Consider the following 15,418-nt stretch of genomic DNA (forward strand, 5'->3'; position numbering starts at 1 on the left):
GGCAACGATCGGGCCTACTTGCGTACGTTGCGTTCCCGCGCGGCTGCGGAACGTGCTGGCGCCCGCAGGCCCTCAGCCCCCCGCGCCCTCGAACGTCTCGTCGAGGAACTCCCCCACCCTGCGCAGCACTTCGTCCCGCTCCGCGCCCGGCAGCCCGATCGCCACGTGCGTGCTGAAGCCGTCGAGCAGCGCCCGCACGCGCGTCGCGAGCCGGTCCGGGTCGGCCCCGCCGACACCGCCCTCCACCAGCAGCGCGACCAGGTCGCGGTGCCAGGCGAGCTCGATCGCCAGCAGCCGGTCGCGGGCGCCGTCGTCGAAGCCGTGCGCCCTGTTCCACAGTTCGAGCCAGAGCGTCCACTGCGGGTCGCGGGGGCCCCGGGGGACGTACAGCTCGACGTAGGCGTCGAGCCGTCGCCGCACGGGGGCCCGGCGCGCGAGCGCGGTGCGGCGCGCGACACCGATGCGCTCCTCGCTCCACTCCAGGGTCTGGAGCAGCAGTTCGTCCTTGGAACGGAAGTAGTAGAGGAGGTGCCCGCTGGACATCCCGACCTGCCGCCCGAGCCCGGCCATCGTCAGCTTCTCCAGGCCGTGCTCGGCGATGGCGTCCATGGCGGCCCCGAGCACGACCTCACGGGGCGGCGCCGCGTTGTTGCGGCGGCGGGGCGCGCGGGAAGGACCGGGCGGGCCGGGTGACGGGGTGCCGGGGGCTGCGGAACTCATACCGGGACGGTACGACAGCCCCGGGGGCGGGGCGCCCCCGGGCACACGCCGCGGGCTGCGGGCTGCGGGGAAGCGCGGCCCAGGTGCACGACGGGTGCGTACCGCGAGGCGTGGAGGTCGGCCGGATTCCCGGCCTCGGGCGGGGGGCCCTTCGTCGCGTCGGGCCCGCTGTCAGACCCTCCTGCCACACTGCCCGTGTCCCATCCGTGCTCGCTGGCTGCGGCGCACTCGGGCCCGTCTGCCGGACCCCCTCGCGGGGACAGCGCCCGGCGGGCGGGGCCCCGATCAGGAACTCCGATCGCCCCGGTGCATCGCGGGTCCCGCCCCCATACTGGCGGCATGACCACGACTGCGGCGTCGGCCGCCACTCCCCGCCAGGGCCGTACGCCGCTGGCCGCCCTGGACACGACCAGCCCGGAGGCGAAGCGACGCCTCGCCCGGGTACTGCCCACGGATTCCGTCGCGCGCACGCGCGCGTCGACCTTCAACTCCGCCCTGTAGCCCCACGCGAACGCGCTGCGATCCTGCCGCGCGGAGCGGCTCTTCACCCGCACGTCGGCGCCCCTAGGCGCCCGCCGCCGGCTGCTGCTGGGTGATGCAGTGGATGCCGCCCCCGCCCGCGAAGATCTCGCGCGCGTCGACCAGGGTGACCTCGCGGTCCGGGAAGACCTCGCGGAACAGGGCCGCCGCCTCCTCGTCCCTGGGGTCGTCGAAGGCGCAGAGGACCACGCCGCCGTTGCAGAGGTAGTGGTTGATGTACGAGTAGTCGACCCAGGCGCCGTGCTCGTCGCGGGTCACCGTGGGGGCCTTGACCTCGATGACCTCCAGGGGGCGGCCCTTGGCGTCGGTCTGGGCGCGGAGCAGGGCGATCAGCTCCCGGCACACGGCGTGGTCGGGGTGGTCGGGGTCGGGCTGGCTGTGGGCGAGGACCACGCCGGGCGCGGCGAAGGAGGCGACGATGTCGACGTGGCCGAGGGTGCCGTAGCCGTCGGGCGCGTGGTCGCCGGTGAGGCCGCGCGGCAGCCAGACCGCCTTGGTGGTGCCGAGCTTCGCGTGGATCTCCGCCTCGGCCTGCGCGCGGGTCCAGCCGGGGTTGCGCTCGGGGCCGAGCTGGACGGTCTCGGTGAGCAGGACGGTGCCCTCGCCGTCGACGTGGATGCCGCCGCCCTCGTTGACCAGCGGCGAGGGGTGCACGGGGACGTCGGCGAGCGCCGCGACCTTCCGGGCGACGAGCGCGTCGCGCTCCCAGCGGGCCCAGCTGCGGGCGCCCCAGCCGTTGAACACCCAGTCCACGGCGGCGAGCCGGCCGCGCTCGTCGGTCACGAAGGTGGGGCCGATGTCCCGCATCCACGCGTCGTCCAGCGGCTGCTCGACCAGGTCGACGTCCGGGCCGAGCAGGGCGCGCGCGGACGCGGCGTCGCCGGGGGCGACGACCATCGTGACCGGCTCGTGGCGGCGCACGGCGTGCGCCACGGCGGCCCACGCCTCGCGGGCCCGCGCCAGTTCGGCGGCGTCGGCGAAGGTGGGGTTGAGGCCCGGCCAGGCCATCCAGGTGCGTGCGTGCGGGGCCCACTCGGGGGGCATGCGGAAGGTGCTCATCGTGGGGGTTCCCGGAGTCCTAGAGGAAGTAGAGGCGGTTGAGGGGGACGGAGTCGACGGGCTCCGAGCGCAGCGGCTCCCCGTCGAGGGTGACCAGGCCGGTGCGACCGTCCACGTCGACCTGTCCCGTACGGGAGTTGAAGTGCAGGTCGGCGGGGCCGATGCCGCGGGTGTGCCGTACGGCGACCCTGCGGCGGCGGGTCGGCATCGTGTCGTCGCCCCCGCCGAGCGCCGCCGCCGCGACGAACGCCACGGACAGGTCGGCGGCGGCCGCGCCGTGCGCGCCGAACAGCGGCCCGAGCACGAGGGGCTGGCAGGTGTCGGTCGCGGCGTTGGGGTCGCCGGTCACCCCGTACGCGGGGAAGCCCGCCTTCAGGACGAGCTGCGGCTTCGCGCCGAAGGAGTCGGGCCGCCAGAGCACGATGTCGGCGAGCTTGCCGCTCTCGATGGAGCCGACCTCGTGGGCGAGGCCGTGTGCGATGGCGGGGTTGATGGTCAGCTTGGCGATGTAGCGCAGGACGCGCGCGTTGTCGTCCTCGCCCTCGTACCCCGCCTCGCCGCGCTCCGCCTTCATCTTGCCCGCGAGCTGGAAGGTCCGGCGCACGGTCTCCCCGGCCCGGCCCATGCCCTGCGCGTCGGACGAGGTGATCCCGATCGCGCCCAGGTCGTGCAGCACGTCCTCGGCGCCCATCGTCCCGGCGCGGATGCGGTCGCGGGCCATGGCGGCGTCGCCCGGCAGGTCGGTCTTCAGGTCGTGGACGGAGACGATCATCCCGTAGTGCTCGGCGAGCGCGTCCCGGCCGAAGGGCAGGGTGGGGTTGGTGGAGGAGCCGATGACGTTCGGCACGCCCGCCATCTTCAGCACGTTGGGCACGTGCCCGCCGCCGCAGCCCTCGATGTGGAAGGCGTGGATGGTACGCCCCTCCAGGACGCGCAGGGTGTCCTCCACCGACAGGCACTCGTTCAACCCGTCGCTGTGCAGGGCGACTTGCACGTCGTGCTCGTCGGCGACGCGCAGCGCGGTGTCCAGGGCGCGGGTGTGCGCGCCCATGTCCTCGTGCACCTTGAACCCGCAGGCCCCGCCCTCGGCCAGCGCCTCCACCAGCGGGGCCGGATCGGAGGACGAGCCGCGCGCCAGGAAGCCGATGTTGACCGGCCACGCGTCGAAGGCGTTGAAGGCGTGGCGCAGCGCCCAGGGCGAGTTGACCCCGACGCCCCAGACGGGCCCGAACTCCTGCCCGATGATGGTGGTGACGCCGGAGGCGAGGGACGCTTCCATGATGCGCGGCGAGAGCAGGTGCACGTGGGTGTCGACGGCGCCCGCGGTGGCGATGAGCCCCTCGCCGGAGACGATCGAGGTGCCCGTACCGACGACAACGTCCACGCCGTCGAGGGTGTCGGGGTTGCCCGCGCGGCCGATGCCCGCGATGCGCCCTTCCCTGATCCCGACGGACACCTTCCTGATCCCTTGCACGGCGTCGATCACCAGTACGTTGCTGATGACGACGTCGCAGGTCTCGCGGACGGCGGCGGCCTTCAGGTGCAGGCCGTCGCGGGCGGTCTTGCCGAAGCCCGCGAGGAACTCGTCGCCGGGGAGCTGCGCGTCGGACTCGACGCGCACGGTCAGGCCTGAGTCGCCGAGGCGGACGCGGTCGCCCGCGCGGGGGCCGTAGGAGGCGGCGTACTGGTACGGATCCATCACGCGCCCTCCTTCCCGCGCACGGCCCCGAGGTAGCCGCAGGCGGCGGCGCGCTCCAGGGCGCGGCCCTTCTGGCCCGGCGCGTCGAGGGGCCCGTCGACGAGCCCGGCGAACCCGATGGCGACGCGGTCGCCGCCGATGGGGACGAGCGGGGCGTCGCCGCGCTCGCCTGGGCCGAAGCGCAGGGAGGCGCCCGCGGGGATCGCGAGGCGCATGCCGTACGCGGCGGAGCGGTCGAAGTCCAGGCGGGGGTTGGCCTCGAAGAAGTGGAAGTGGGAGGTGACGGAGACGGGGACGGTGGCCGTGTTGTGGACGGCGACCGTCACGGCCGGTTCGGTCTCCGGGTACCCCGGGCCCGGCAGCAGCGCGCCGGGGGCGTCCGGCCCCTCGGTGCCGCCGATCGGGTCGCTCACGACCGCGAGGCGGGAGCCGTCGTCGAAGACGGCCTCCACGTGGACCTCGCGGACGAGGTCGGCGACGCCGGGGAGGACGTCGTCCGGGCCGAGCACGGAGCGGCCCGCCTCGATCGCCTCGGCGAGCCGCAGCCCGTCCCTGGCGGCCTCGCAGACGGCGTCCGCGACGAGGGCGGTCGCCTCGGGGACGTTGAGCCGCAGGCCGCGGCGCTTGCGGGCCCGCGCGAGTTCGGCTGCGCCGAAGAGGAGCAGGCGGTCGCGCTCGGTGGGGGTGAGTCGCACGGGGTACGTACCTCCTTGTTTGAACGCTACTCTAAATGGAGTGCGTAGGAATGCAAGGTGGTGCGGCCTAGTAAGGTCATCAAATTAGATCGCTGCTCAAGCAGCGACGCCGGTTCCCCGCGCCCCTTCAGGGGCGCGGGGAACTGCGCGAGAGTGGGGCACACGAGCAACAAACCCACCCACCCCGAGCGGGCTCGCCACAAGGCACCACCCAGCCACCGGCAGGGTTTCGGGAAGGGGCGGGGGTAGGGGACCGGCCCGCCGCAGGCGAAAAACGGCGCCCGGGGGGCCGTCACCCCGTCCCCCGTACGCGAAGAGCCCGCTTCCGGTGCGCGTGCGCACCGGAAGCGGGCTCTCGCAGAAGCGGAGACCGGCCCCGGGCCTAGCCCAGCTCGTGCATCCAGCCGTGGACGTCCTCCGCGGCCCCGGTCTGGATGTCGAGCAGCGCCCGGCGCAGCTTCATCGTGACCTCGCCCGGCTCCCCGCCGCCCTGCGTCCACTCCCCGCCCGCGGACTTCACGAACCCGACCGGCGTGATCACCGCGGCCGTGCCGCACGCGAAGACCTCGGTCAGCTCGCCGCTCTCGGTGTCGCGGCGCCACTGCTCGGTGGAGACGCGCCCCTCCTCGGAGCTGTACCCGAGGTCCCGCGCGACGGTCAGCAGCGAGTCACGGGTGACGCCGGCCAGCAGCGACCCGGTCAGCTCGGGGGTGACGATGCGGTCCCCGTACACGAAGTACAGGTTCATCCCGCCCATCTCCTCGACCCACTTGTGCTCCAGCGCGTCGAGCCAGACCACCTGGTCGCAGCCCTTCTCGGCCGCCTCGGCCTGCGCGAGGAGCGAGGCCGCGTAGTTGCCGCCGGTCTTGGCGTAGCCCATGCCGCCGGGCACGGCGCGGACGTAGTTCTCGGAGAGCCAGACGGAGACGGGCTTGACGCCACCGGAGAAGTACGCGCCCGCGGGCGAGGCGATGACCACGAAGAGGTACTCGTTCGCGGGCCGCACGCCCAGCCCGTTCTCCGTGGCGATCATGAAGGGGCGCAGGTAGAGCGACTCCTCGCCGCCGTGCGCCGGAACCCACGCCTTGTCCTGCTGGACCAGCGCGTCGCACGCGGCGATGAAGAGCTCGACGGGCATCTCGGGCATGGCGAGGCGGTGCGCGGACTTCTGGAAGCGCAGCGCGTTCGCCTCGGGGCGGAAGGTCGCGACCGAGCCGTCGGGGCGGCGGTACGCCTTGAGGCCCTCGAAGATCTCCTGCGCGTAGTGCAGCGTCATGTTCGCCGGGTCGAGGGTCAGCGGGCCGTACGGCACGAGCTCGGCGTCGTGCCAGCCGAGCCCCTCGGTCCACTTGATCGTCACCATGTGGTCGGTGAAGCGGCGGCCGAACCCGGGGTTGACCATCATCACCTCGCGCTCCGCGTCGGACAGCGGCGTGGAAGTGGGCTTGAGCTCGATCGTGGGCGTCGTCATGTCTGCGTGTCCTTCACCGGTTGTGTGTGACGGACCGCGCTCACGCCCAGTCACTTGCTTGGACGTCCGAGCTTTCCCGCATGGCGTGGGTGCGGTCCCACGTTCGATTATCGCGCGTGGGAGACACTGTACGAAACGGGCGTGATTGCGGTCCTGGGCTCGATGGTGGCACCCGGAGACCGCAAAGGTGAAGCCGCCGGGTGCGGATGCGACCCGGCGGCTTCGTGCGTGCGATGCGACCGCCGGGTCAGCTCGCTACTCGTACGGCGAGCGCGTCGCCGATCTCCTCGGTGCTACGGGGAGCCGCGCCGCGCTCCGCGAGGTCCGCGGAGACGGCGTCCTCGATGCGCACGGCCTCGGCCTCGTAGCCGAGGTGGCGCAGCAGCAGGGCGACGGAGAGGACGGTGGCCGAGGGGTCGGCCTTGCCCTGGCCCGCGATGTCCGGCGCGGAGCCGTGGACCGGCTCGAACATCGAGGGGAAGTCGCGGCTCGGGTTGATGTTGCCCGATGCCGCGACGCCGATTCCGCCGGAGACGGCGGCGGCGAGGTCGGTGATGATGTCGCCGAAGAGGTTGTCGGTGACGATGACGTCGAACCTGGCCGGGTCGGTGACCAGGTAGATGGTGGCCGCGTCGACGTGCACGTAGTCGGTGGTGACCTCGGGGAACTCGCCGGCCACCCGGTTGAAGACCTCGGTCCACAGGTGTCCCGCGTAGGCCAGGACGTTGTTCTTGTGGACCAGGGTGAGCTTCTTGCGCGGGCGGGCCTGGGCGCGGGCGAACGCGTCGCGGACCACGCGCTCCACGCCGAAGGCGGTGTTCACGGAGACCTCGGTGGCGACCTCGTGCGGGGTGCCCTTGCGGATGGTGCCGCCGTTGCCGGTGTACGGGCCCTCGGTGCCCTCGCGGACGACCACGAAGTCGATCTCGGGCTGGCCCGCGAGCGGCGTCGCGACGCCGGGGAGCAGCTTCGAGGGACGCAGGTTGACGTGGTGGTCGAAGAGGAAGCGGAGCTTGAGCAGGAAGCCGCGCTCCAGGACGCCGGAGGGGACCGTGGGGTCGCCGATGGCGCCGAGCAGGATCGCGTCGTGCTCCTTGAGCTCTTCGGCGTCGGCGTCGGTGAGGGTGTCACCGGTCGCGTGGTAGCGCTTGGCGCCGAAGTCGTACTCCCTGGTCTCCAGCTTCACATCCTGCGGGAGGACGGCGGAGAGAACCTTGAGGCCCTGGGCGACGACCTCCGGGCCGATGCCGTCACCGGGAATGACTGCGAGATTGATGCTGCGAGACATGTCGGCACCCTAACTCCGCGTCCCAATTCATGACACATGACGTCCACCATGTGGACCTGCGACCAGGCGTCGCGCCCCGTTCACCGCACGTACGGCCGAAAGTCGTAAGTTACTGGCAAGTTGCGTTCCATGACTGACGACACCCCACGGGTCGGCATCCCCGAGCGCCTCGCCCGCCGCATGAGCATGCCCGAGCAGCACGAGTACCTGCGGTCCCGGCTGTCGCGCCGCCGCGTGCTGAGCGGCGGTGCCGCCGCCGCGGGCGCCTCCGCCCTGGCGGTCGCCGCCCCGGCCGCCGCCCAGGCGTCCCCCGCGCCGCCCACGTCCCCCGCGCTGCTCGCCTCCTCCGTCACCGCGAAGGTGGACGGCTCGCTGGTGGCGCCGTTCGGGCGGCACCTGGCGTTCGGCGCCGATCCGAAGACCCAGATGCGGATCTCCTGGCAGGTGCCGTTCGCGGTCAAGCGGCCGTACCTGCGCGTCGGCCTCAAGCCGTGGGAGCTGGGCCGGAAGGTCCCCGCCGAGGTGCGCGCGCTGCACACGCCCCCGCTGTCGCGCAAGCTGCCCGCCGTCGACCAGTACTACCTGCACGCCGGGCTCGACGGGCTGCGGCCCGGCACGACGTACTACTACGGGGTGGGCCACGACGGCTTCGACCCGGCGTCGCCCGAGCGCCTGGCGACGGTCGGCTCGTTCCGCACGGCGCCTGCCGTGCCCGAGAAGTTCGTCTTCACGGCCTTCGGCGACCAGGGCGTGAGCTACCACGCGCTCGCCAACGACCAGCTGATCCTGGGCCAGAACCCCTCCTTCCACCTGCACGCGGGCGACATCTGCTACGCGGACTCCAGCGGCCAGGGCAAGGAGTCGGACACCTACGACGCGCGCGTCTGGGACCAGTTCCTGGCCCAGACCGAGTCGGTGGCGGCGCGGGTGCCGTGGATGGTGACGACGGGCAACCACGACATGGAGGCGTGGTACTCGCCGAACGGCTACGGCGGCCAGTCGGCGCGCTTCTCGCTCCCCGACAACGGCCCCGACCCGGTGAACGCGCCGGGCGTCTACTCCTTCACGTACGGCAACGTCGGCGTCGTGGCACTGGACGCCAACGACGTCAGCTACGAGATCCCCGCCAACAAGGGCTACACGGGCGGCGCGCAGACCGCGTGGCTGGACCGGCGCCTGGGCGAGCTGCGGGCCCGCCCGGAAATCGACTTCGTGGTGGTCTTCTTCCACCACTGCGCCTACTCCACCTCCACGCACGCCTCGGACGGCGGCGTGCGCGACGCGTGGGTGCCGCTGTTCGCCAAGCACCAGGTGGACCTGGTGATCAACGGCCACAACCACGTGTACGAGCGGACCGACGCGATCCTGAACGGCGCCGTCGGCAGGCCCGTGCCCGTCGGCGCGTCCACCGATCCGCGGCGCGACGGGATCGTCTACGTCACGGCGGGCGGCGCGGGCAAGGACCTGTACGGCTTCGGGCTCGGCGTCAAGGACAGCTACGAGGGCAACGTCCACGACCACGACCACATCGTGACGTTCCACTGGACGAAGCTGCGGCTGCCCGACCCGGACACCGTGGAGTGGTCCCGGGTCCGCTACACCGGCTTCTCCTTCCTCGCCGTGGAGGCGGAGGCCGGAGCGCGGCCGGTGCTGCGGGTCTCCGCGCTCGCCGAGACCGGCGAGCGCATCGACCACTTCGAGGTGCGGCGGGGCTAGCGAGCCTAGGGGACAACCACAGGGAGCAGGGGGACGGGGGCGGGGCCGGTCAGTGACCGGTCTCGCCGCCGTTGTCCCTGCGGTCGAGCGCGCGCTGGAGCGCGGCGGCGGCGTTCTTGCGGTCGGCTTCGGTGCCGCGGGCGGTGTGGCGGACGCGGCGGGGGGCGACAGTCGTCTCGGACATGGGGGTACGACTCCTTGGAGATCGGTGTCTCATGAAGGCGCCGGAAGGTGGCGGGGGCAGACGCCGCAGGGGGTTACCTGCACGGAGGGCGTCGGCGCGCGGCCGCCATTCGCTGGATCGAGCGAGACGTTCGGCTCCTACAAAGCTAAGTGAGGGAAGCCTGTCTGTCTCCACAGTTAGTCGGACTTCCTACTATCTGAGACAACCACCTTCCCCGCCTGCGCCCTCAGCTCCCTGATCAGGGCGCGCACGGCGCGGCTCCCGGCCAGCTCGGGGGTGGTGACGTAGCCGACGTCCCGGGTCGGCCGCGCCGGTCCGAGATCGGTGATCCGGACCGAGAGCGGCGCTCCGACCAGCGACAGCTCGGGCATGATCGCCATGCCGAAACCACTGCTCACCATCGAGAGCACCGCTCCGTCGTCCTCGGCCGTGACGGTCGCCCGCGGGATCCACTCCTGCTCGGCCCACCAGTCCCTGGTGTACGAGGTGCAGTTCTCCGCCCAGTCCACCAGCGGCAGCGAGCGCGGCGCGTCCGTCCGGTCCGCCGGGTGCACCAGCGCGTACCCCTCGCGCAGCAGCACGCCCCCGACCAGCCCCTTCGGCACGGGCGAGCCCGTCCCGACGGTCGCGATCCCCAGGTCCGCCCGCCCGTCCGCGACCTCGCCCGCCGTGCCCCTGCCGACCTCGCGCACCATCCGCACCTCGGGCTCGATGCCGGGGTGCAGCGCGGCCAGCCGCTCCAGGACGGGCGGCAGCAGATGGAGCGCGGCACTGCGGAAGGCGGCGATGCGCAGCGGCCCGGTGAGCACGGCGTCCGTCCCGCCGGGCGCGGCCGCCGCGCGGGCCTCGGCGCGCAGGGTGTCGAGGAGCCGCAGCACCCGGCGCGCGTGCACCACGGCCCGCTCGCCCGCGGGAGTGGGCCGCGCGCCCCGCCGCCCGCGCTCGAAGAGCACCGCGCCGATCTTGCGCTCACTGGTGCGTACGGAGTGGGACACCGCGGACTGCGTCATCCCGAGCGCCCCGCCCGCGGCCGAGAAGCTCCGCTCGCGCTCGACCGCGACGAGCACGCGCAGTTCGTGCGGCCCCAGATCGTCGGACATCGCCCCGCTCATCTCTCCCCCACCCCGTTCACCTGGCTCTATGAGGACCGCTCATGGAAAGGGCGGTCGCATGAGCCCAACCCCCTGCCCGGCCCGCGCATTCCTCCGTACGGTCCCTGCCATGACCGACCAGCGCATGATCACCGTCCAGCAGGCCGCCCGTCCCGACGGCTTCCCCGTCCCGTCCGACTTCGCCCTCGTCGAGGCCCCGCTCCCCTCCCCCGCCCCGGGCCAGGCCCTGGTGGAGAACCTCTACCTCTCCGTGGACCCGTACCACCGCGAGCTGATGGACTCCGACAACGAGCTGCACGCCCCGCTGGAGGGCCGGGCGGTGGGCCGGGTCGTCGCGTCCCGCGCGGCGGGCCTCGCGGAGGGCGACCTCGTGCACCACCGGCACGGCTGGCGCAGCCACGCCCTGGTCACCCCGGGCGAGCACGGCACCCGCCCGCTTCCCGGGCACGAGGGCGTGCCGCTCTCCGCGTACCTCTCGATCCTCGGCGGCACGGGCCTGACCGCGTACGTGGCGCTCACCAGGACGCTGCGGCTCCAGCCCGGCGACGACCTGTTCGTCTCGGCGGCGGCGGGCGGGGTCGGCACGGCGGCGGCGCGGATCGCGCGGCTGCTGGGCGCGGGGCGGCTGATCGGGAGCACGGGCTCCGCGGCGAAGGCCGAGCACCTCACGCAGAGCGTGGGCTACGACGCGGCGTTCGACTACCACGCGGGTCCGGTCGCCGAGCAGTTGGCGGCGCTCGCCCCCGACGGCATCGACGCGTACGTCGACAACGTGGGCGGCGACCACCTGGAGGGCGCGATCGCCGCGCTGCGCGAGCACGGGCGGATCGCGTGGGTGGGCGCGGTGGCCCAGTACAACGACCTCGCGAACCCTCCGGCGGCGCCGCGGAACCTCTTCGACGTGGTGGAGAAGAGCCTGCGCCTGGAGGGTGTGATGGTGCGCAACCACACCGCGCTCCAGGGCGAGTTCGAGGACTTCCTGGTGCCGCACCTCAGGAGCGGGGCGGTCTTCGCGGACGCGACGGTGGTGAAGGGGATGGACGGGGTGGTGCCGGCGTTCCTGGGGATGCTGCGGGGGGAGAACGTGGGGAAGATGCTGGTGGAACTGAAGGGGCGGTGACGAGCCCGCACCACACCCCCGTCCCGCACCGCACCCCCGCGCCACACCCCCGTCCCGCACCGCACCCCCGTCCCGCGCCCCTCCCCCGTGACACGTACTCAGCCCCCATTTGAGTACCCGCCCCGATCCCTGTGGCGGGCGCCACAACGAGAGTGGTGCCCATGCCCACACCCATGAGCGGCCTGTACGCCCTCAAGCCCTGGTACGCCGAGCGCCTCTCGGGCCTGCGCGCCGCCCTCGTACGCCACCGGGTGTCCCCCGACGCCCTCACCGCCGCGGGCGTGCTCTGCGCGGCGGCCGCGGCCGCGACGCTCGCCTGGCTGCCGGGTGCGCTCCCCGAGGGCCTGACGGCCCTCACCGCGCTCCCGGTCGCCGTCCTCCTGGCCGCGCGCCTCGCGTTCGCCAACCTCGACGGCGCCCTCGCCCGGGACACCGGACGCACCACCCGGCGCGGCTCGCTGCTCAACGAACTCGGGGACAGGGGAGCCGACTTGGTGGTGCTGGCGGGCTTCCTGCCGTGGGCGCCGCTGTGGCTGGTGGCGACCGCCGCCTTCGCGGCGACGCTGCCCTCGTGGGTGTCGCTGGCGGGCGCGGCGGCGGGCGCGCGGCGCCTCAACGGCGGCCCGGTCGGCAAGACCGAGCGCTGCCTGCTGGCGGTGGTCGCCGCGGGCACGGGCTGGTTCGTCCCGCTGCTCTGGGTGGTCGCGGCGGGCTCGCTGCTGACGGCGGCGCTGCGCTGCGCACGGCTGTGGCGCGAGCTGGGCGCGTACGACAGCGGCAGGGCGGACGCGACCCGCGTCATGGCCACCGCCTCCCCCGCGAGGACCCGGCCGTGACCCCCGTCGCGCGCGCCGCGCTCGTCGTCGGCGGCACCCTCGGCGTCACCGGCGTCGTCATGGCCGCCCTCCCCGCCCGCCTCGCGATGCGCGCCGAGCTGCGCAAGCGCTGGCGCACCTGGGCCCTGTCGGCCCCGCTCTTCCTGGGCGCCTACTGGCTGGGCGGCGCGGGCCCCGCCGTGCTGGCCGCCGCGCTCGGCGCCGTCGCGGTGGGCGAGTACGCCAGGATGGCCCGGCTGCCGCGCGCCGACCTCGCGGTCCTGGGCGCCGCGGCCCTCGCGCTCCCCTTCCTCGCCTGGCAGGCCCCCGACCGGCTCGACCTGCGCGCGGCGGGGCTGCTGCTCCTGCTGGCCGCGCTGCCCGCGCTGCTCTCGGGCGCGGCCCAGGACGGCTGGACGCGCGCCGCGCGCACGGTCTTCGCACTGCTGTGGATCCCGGTGTCGCTGACCGGTCTGGTGGTGCTCGGCGACACCGCCGTCGCGGTCGGCCTGGCCGTGGCGCTGGGCGACGTGGGCGCGTGGTGCGGCGGTACGGCGCTGGGCAGGCGCGGCCCGCTGGCCCGGCCGCTGTCGCCGCTGTCCCCGAACAAGACCTGGGCGGGCGTGCTGGGCGCGGCGCTCGCGACGGGCGCGGCACTGGCCGCCGCCGGTGCCTGGACGGCTCCGCTGTGGGCGGCCGTACTGCTCGGCTGCGTCCTCGGCGACCTGCTCGAATCGATGGTGAAGCGGGAGTCGGGCGTGAAGGACGCGGGCAGTTGGCTGCCCGGCTTCGGCGGTCTGCTTGACCGCGTCGACTCCCTGTTGATCGCCCTCCTGCTCGCGATGGTGGTGGCCCCGTGAACGCCGTGGATCCCGCGAACCCCCCTGCCGTCCCCCCTCCTTCCCCTACCTCTCCCCCTTGTCCTTCCCCCGCGCCCCGCCGCACCGCCTCCGGCCGCCGCCCCTCCCGGGTCGCCGCCGCGCTGCGCCGCGCGCTGTGGTGGACGACGCTGACCGTGACCGGCGGCATGGAGCGGCGCGGCAGGCTGCCGCGCGGCGGCTGCGTGGTGGTCGCCAACCACTCCTCGCACGCCGACACCGCGGCCCTGCTCGCCGCGCTCGACGCCCGGCACAGGCCCGCGATCGGGGCGGCGGCCGACTACTGGTTCGCCTCGCCGTGGCGGCAGCGGATCTGCCGCAGGCTCGCGGCGGGCTTCCCGGTGCGCCGCACGGGCGGCGGCACGGCCGATCTGCTCGCCATGACGGACGACCTGCGGGCGGGCCGCGCGGTGGTGCTGTTCCCCGAGGGCACGCGCGCCAAGGACGGCGAGGTGGGCTCCTTCCACCGGGGCGCGCTGCTGCTGGCGCAGTCGGCCGGGGTGCCGGTGGTCCCGGTGGGCATCGCGGGCACCGAACGGCTGCTGCCCAAGCACGGCAAGCTCCGCTCGGCGCTGGTACGGGTGCGGATCGGGGACCCGCTGCCCCCGTCGGTGAGCCCGGACGAGGCCCGCGACGCGGTGGCCGCGCTGCACACCCGTACGGCCGCGCAGACGCTGCCCGACTCCGGGGTCAGGCGGCGCGTGGCGGCCGTCGCGACCGCGCGCCTGGGCGTGCCGCTGGCGTTCCTGTGGGCCTGCGCGGAGGCGCTGAGCTGGCCGCTGATGCCGGAGCTGCTGCTGGCGGTCGTGTGCGTCGCGGCGCCGAGGGCGGCGCCGAAGCTCTCCGTCGCGGCGCTCGCCGGCAGCCTCGTCGGGGGCCTGTTCGCGCTCCAACTCGCCTCTGCCGGGGTGCGGTTGCCCGCGCCGCTCACCACGGACCGGATGCGCGCCGAGGTGCGGCACGAACTGGCCGTGGAGTCGGCTGCGGCCGTGCGCCACCAGCCGTGGAACGGCATCCCCTTCAAGGTGTACGGCTCCGAAGCGGGGCGCGCCGGGATCGGCACGGGCGAGTGGCTGGCCGAGGCGGCGAAGGCACGCGGCGCCAGGACCCTGTCGGTGGGGCTCGGCTTCGCCGCGTTCGGTCTGCTGATGCGCCGTCACCGCAGGCGCTACCCGCTGTACTTGGCGCTGCTCGGCGGCGGTTTCACGATCGGCCTCTCCTTGATCGTGGCGGGCTGGGCGTAGGTTCCGGTTTTTTCGGCCCGTGACCGCGAATCGCCCACCGGGCGGGGCGCGAGGCAGCACACTCTGACCATGTCATCCACAGTCGAACACCGGTGGACGCCCACCCACGGCGCCGCCTACCAGCCCGTCCCGTACCGCCCGGAGCGCATGCCCGCCGCGGAGTCCGTCGAGCGCGCGGCGCGGCTGCGCGCACAGCTGGAGCAGCGGCGTACGGTACGGCAGTTCTCGACCGACCCCGTGCCGGACGAGGCGATACGCGACGCGATCGCCTGCGCGGCCACCGCACCCTCCGGGGCCCACCAGCAGCCCTGGTCGTTCGTGCTGGTCAAGGACCCGGACGTGCGCCGCGCGATCCGCGAGGCCGCCGAACAGGAGGAGCGGATCAGCTACGACGGGCGCCTCGGCGAGGAGTGGCTGGCGGCGCTGCGCCCGCTGGGCACGGACGCCGTCAAGACGCACCTGACCGACGCGCCCGCGCTGATCGTGGTCTTCCAGCAGCGGTACTGGCTGGGCGAGGACGGCACCAAGCGCAAGCACTACTACGTGGACGAGTCGGTGGGCATCGCGGTCGGCATGCTGCTGAGCGCGCTGCACCTGTCGGGCCTGTACGCGCTGACGCACACGCCGAGTCCGATGCGGTTCCTGGGCGAGGTGCTGGGCCGCCCGGAGAACGAGAAGGCGTTCGCGGTGATCCCGGTGGGCTATCCGGCCGACGACTGCGAGGTCCCCGACCTCGTACGCAAGTCGCTGGACCAGGTCCTCACCGAGGTCTGACGGACGGGCCGCCCGGCGCAGGGACTTCCCCGGCGCCTCAGGGGCCTCCCGGAGCCTCAGGGGCCTCAGGGGCCTCGGCGGAATCCTCCGGAGATCCCGCCGA

The 15,418-nt window shown here is 73.9% G+C and carries 15 protein-coding genes; 7 read left to right on the forward strand and 8 right to left on the reverse strand.

Going from position 1 to position 15,418, the window contains the following annotated elements; all coding sequences use genetic code 11:
* Nucleotides 1-72: 72 nt before the first annotated feature.
* Nucleotides 73-720 carry a TetR/AcrR family transcriptional regulator gene (locus ACIBNE_RS15785; RefSeq protein WP_399271750.1) on the reverse strand — a complete coding sequence of 216 codons (648 nt, stop codon included), beginning with the start codon at nucleotides 718-720 and terminating at the stop codon, nucleotides 73-75.
* A gap of 339 nt (nucleotides 721-1,059) precedes the next feature.
* Here ACIBNE_RS15785 and ACIBNE_RS15790 point away from each other — a divergent pair, with 339 nt between their 5' ends.
* Nucleotides 1,060-1,221 carry an FXSXX-COOH protein gene (locus tag ACIBNE_RS15790; RefSeq protein ID WP_399271751.1) on the forward strand — a complete coding sequence of 54 codons (162 nt, stop codon included), beginning with the start codon at nucleotides 1,060-1,062 and terminating at the stop codon, nucleotides 1,219-1,221.
* Nucleotides 1,222-1,284: 63 nt separating this feature from the next.
* Here ACIBNE_RS15790 and ACIBNE_RS15795 read toward each other — a convergent pair whose 3' ends face one another.
* The 5 genes from ACIBNE_RS15795 to ACIBNE_RS15815 all read right to left on the reverse strand — a co-directional run bounded on the left by ACIBNE_RS15795 (nucleotide 1,285) and on the right by ACIBNE_RS15815 (nucleotide 7,472).
* Nucleotides 1,285-2,319, reverse strand: a complete 1,035-nt coding sequence (locus ACIBNE_RS15795) for an agmatine/peptidylarginine deiminase (protein WP_399271753.1) — start codon at nucleotides 2,317-2,319, stop codon at nucleotides 1,285-1,287.
* Between the two features lie 19 nt (nucleotides 2,320-2,338).
* Nucleotides 2,339-4,018, reverse strand: coding sequence for an urease subunit alpha (locus tag ACIBNE_RS15800; RefSeq protein WP_399271754.1), 1,680 nt, complete (start codon nucleotides 4,016-4,018; stop codon nucleotides 2,339-2,341).
* The gene (ureA, locus tag ACIBNE_RS15805) at nucleotides 4,018-4,713 is read right to left on the reverse strand and encodes an urease subunit gamma (protein ID WP_399271756.1); all 696 of its coding nucleotides are present in this window, start codon (nucleotides 4,711-4,713) and stop codon (nucleotides 4,018-4,020) included. Before ureA ends, ACIBNE_RS15800 begins: the two co-directional genes overlap by 1 nt.
* Nucleotides 4,714-5,095: 382 nt before the next feature.
* Nucleotides 5,096-6,184: a branched-chain amino acid aminotransferase gene (locus tag ACIBNE_RS15810; RefSeq protein WP_399271757.1), complete on the reverse strand. Its 1,089-nt coding sequence runs from the start codon at nucleotides 6,182-6,184 to the stop codon at nucleotides 5,096-5,098.
* A gap of 247 nt (nucleotides 6,185-6,431) precedes the next feature.
* Complete coding sequence (locus ACIBNE_RS15815) at nucleotides 6,432-7,472, reverse strand: 3-isopropylmalate dehydrogenase (RefSeq protein ID WP_399271759.1); 1,041 nt, start codon at nucleotides 7,470-7,472, stop codon at nucleotides 6,432-6,434.
* Nucleotides 7,473-7,601: 129 nt separating this feature from the next.
* Here ACIBNE_RS15815 and ACIBNE_RS15820 point away from each other — a divergent pair, with 129 nt between their 5' ends.
* On the forward strand, nucleotides 7,602-9,188 hold the full coding sequence (locus ACIBNE_RS15820; RefSeq protein WP_399271761.1) for a purple acid phosphatase family protein: 1,587 nt from the start codon (nucleotides 7,602-7,604) through the stop codon (nucleotides 9,186-9,188).
* Nucleotides 9,189-9,237: 49 nt separating this feature from the next.
* Here ACIBNE_RS15820 and ACIBNE_RS15825 read toward each other — a convergent pair whose 3' ends face one another.
* Nucleotides 9,238-9,372: a hypothetical protein gene (locus ACIBNE_RS15825; RefSeq protein WP_399271763.1), complete on the reverse strand. Its 135-nt coding sequence runs from the start codon at nucleotides 9,370-9,372 to the stop codon at nucleotides 9,238-9,240.
* Nucleotides 9,373-9,548: 176 nt separating this feature from the next.
* Nucleotides 9,549-10,472, reverse strand: coding sequence for a LysR family transcriptional regulator (locus tag ACIBNE_RS15830; protein ID WP_399271765.1), 924 nt, complete (start codon nucleotides 10,470-10,472; stop codon nucleotides 9,549-9,551).
* A gap of 121 nt (nucleotides 10,473-10,593) precedes the next feature.
* On the opposite strand from ACIBNE_RS15830, the gene ACIBNE_RS15835 reads away from it, so the two are divergent.
* The 5 genes from ACIBNE_RS15835 (at nucleotide 10,594) to ACIBNE_RS15855 (ending at nucleotide 15,315) form a co-directional block, all read left to right on the forward strand.
* Complete coding sequence (locus ACIBNE_RS15835; RefSeq protein ID WP_399271767.1) at nucleotides 10,594-11,604, forward strand: zinc-binding dehydrogenase; 1,011 nt, start codon at nucleotides 10,594-10,596, stop codon at nucleotides 11,602-11,604.
* Between the two features lie 161 nt (nucleotides 11,605-11,765).
* The gene (locus ACIBNE_RS15840; protein ID WP_399271769.1) at nucleotides 11,766-12,440 is read left to right on the forward strand and encodes a CDP-alcohol phosphatidyltransferase family protein; all 675 of its coding nucleotides are present in this window, start codon (nucleotides 11,766-11,768) and stop codon (nucleotides 12,438-12,440) included.
* 59 nt (nucleotides 12,441-12,499) lie between these two features.
* Complete coding sequence (locus ACIBNE_RS15845; RefSeq protein WP_399272923.1) at nucleotides 12,500-13,279, forward strand: phosphatidate cytidylyltransferase; 780 nt, start codon at nucleotides 12,500-12,502, stop codon at nucleotides 13,277-13,279.
* The gene (locus ACIBNE_RS15850; RefSeq protein ID WP_399271771.1) at nucleotides 13,276-14,541 is read left to right on the forward strand and encodes a lysophospholipid acyltransferase family protein; all 1,266 of its coding nucleotides are present in this window, start codon (nucleotides 13,276-13,278) and stop codon (nucleotides 14,539-14,541) included. Before ACIBNE_RS15845 ends, ACIBNE_RS15850 begins: the two co-directional genes overlap by 4 nt.
* Nucleotides 14,542-14,610: 69 nt before the next feature.
* Nucleotides 14,611-15,315 carry a nitroreductase family protein gene (locus tag ACIBNE_RS15855; RefSeq protein WP_399271773.1) on the forward strand — a complete coding sequence of 235 codons (705 nt, stop codon included), beginning with the start codon at nucleotides 14,611-14,613 and terminating at the stop codon, nucleotides 15,313-15,315.
* Nucleotides 15,316-15,418: the final 103 nt, after the last annotated feature.

The organism is Streptomyces sp. NPDC050504, from assembly GCF_044458065.1.
Classification (GTDB): domain Bacteria; phylum Actinomycetota; class Actinomycetes; order Streptomycetales; family Streptomycetaceae; genus Streptomyces.

Excerpts from the sequence above, each read along its gene's own strand:
- ACIBNE_RS15840 (WP_399271769.1), top strand. The coding sequence starts at position 11,766 with ATGCCCACACCCATGAGCGGCCTGTACGCCCTCAAGCCCTGGTACGCC.
- ACIBNE_RS15820 (WP_399271761.1), top strand. The coding sequence starts at position 7,602 with ATGACTGACGACACCCCACGGGTCGGCATCCCCGAGCGCCTCGCCCGC.
- ACIBNE_RS15795 (WP_399271753.1), bottom strand. The coding sequence starts at position 2,319 with ATGAGCACCTTCCGCATGCCCCCCGAGTGGGCCCCGCACGCACGCACC.
- ACIBNE_RS15790 (WP_399271751.1), top strand. The coding sequence starts at position 1,060 with ATGACCACGACTGCGGCGTCGGCCGCCACTCCCCGCCAGGGCCGTACG.
- ACIBNE_RS15810 (WP_399271757.1), bottom strand. The coding sequence starts at position 6,184 with ATGACGACGCCCACGATCGAGCTCAAGCCCACTTCCACGCCGCTGTCC.
- ACIBNE_RS15785 (WP_399271750.1), bottom strand. The coding sequence starts at position 720 with ATGAGTTCCGCAGCCCCCGGCACCCCGTCACCCGGCCCGCCCGGTCCT.
- ACIBNE_RS15835 (WP_399271767.1), top strand. The coding sequence starts at position 10,594 with ATGACCGACCAGCGCATGATCACCGTCCAGCAGGCCGCCCGTCCCGAC.
- ACIBNE_RS15830 (WP_399271765.1), bottom strand. The coding sequence starts at position 10,472 with ATGTCCGACGATCTGGGGCCGCACGAACTGCGCGTGCTCGTCGCGGTC.
- ACIBNE_RS15825 (WP_399271763.1), bottom strand. The coding sequence starts at position 9,372 with ATGTCCGAGACGACTGTCGCCCCCCGCCGCGTCCGCCACACCGCCCGC.
- ACIBNE_RS15800 (WP_399271754.1), bottom strand. The coding sequence starts at position 4,018 with ATGGATCCGTACCAGTACGCCGCCTCCTACGGCCCCCGCGCGGGCGAC.
- ACIBNE_RS15815 (WP_399271759.1), bottom strand. The coding sequence starts at position 7,472 with ATGTCTCGCAGCATCAATCTCGCAGTCATTCCCGGTGACGGCATCGGC.
- ACIBNE_RS15845 (WP_399272923.1), top strand. The coding sequence starts at position 12,500 with ATGGCCGCCCTCCCCGCCCGCCTCGCGATGCGCGCCGAGCTGCGCAAG.
- ACIBNE_RS15855 (WP_399271773.1), top strand. The coding sequence starts at position 14,611 with ATGTCATCCACAGTCGAACACCGGTGGACGCCCACCCACGGCGCCGCC.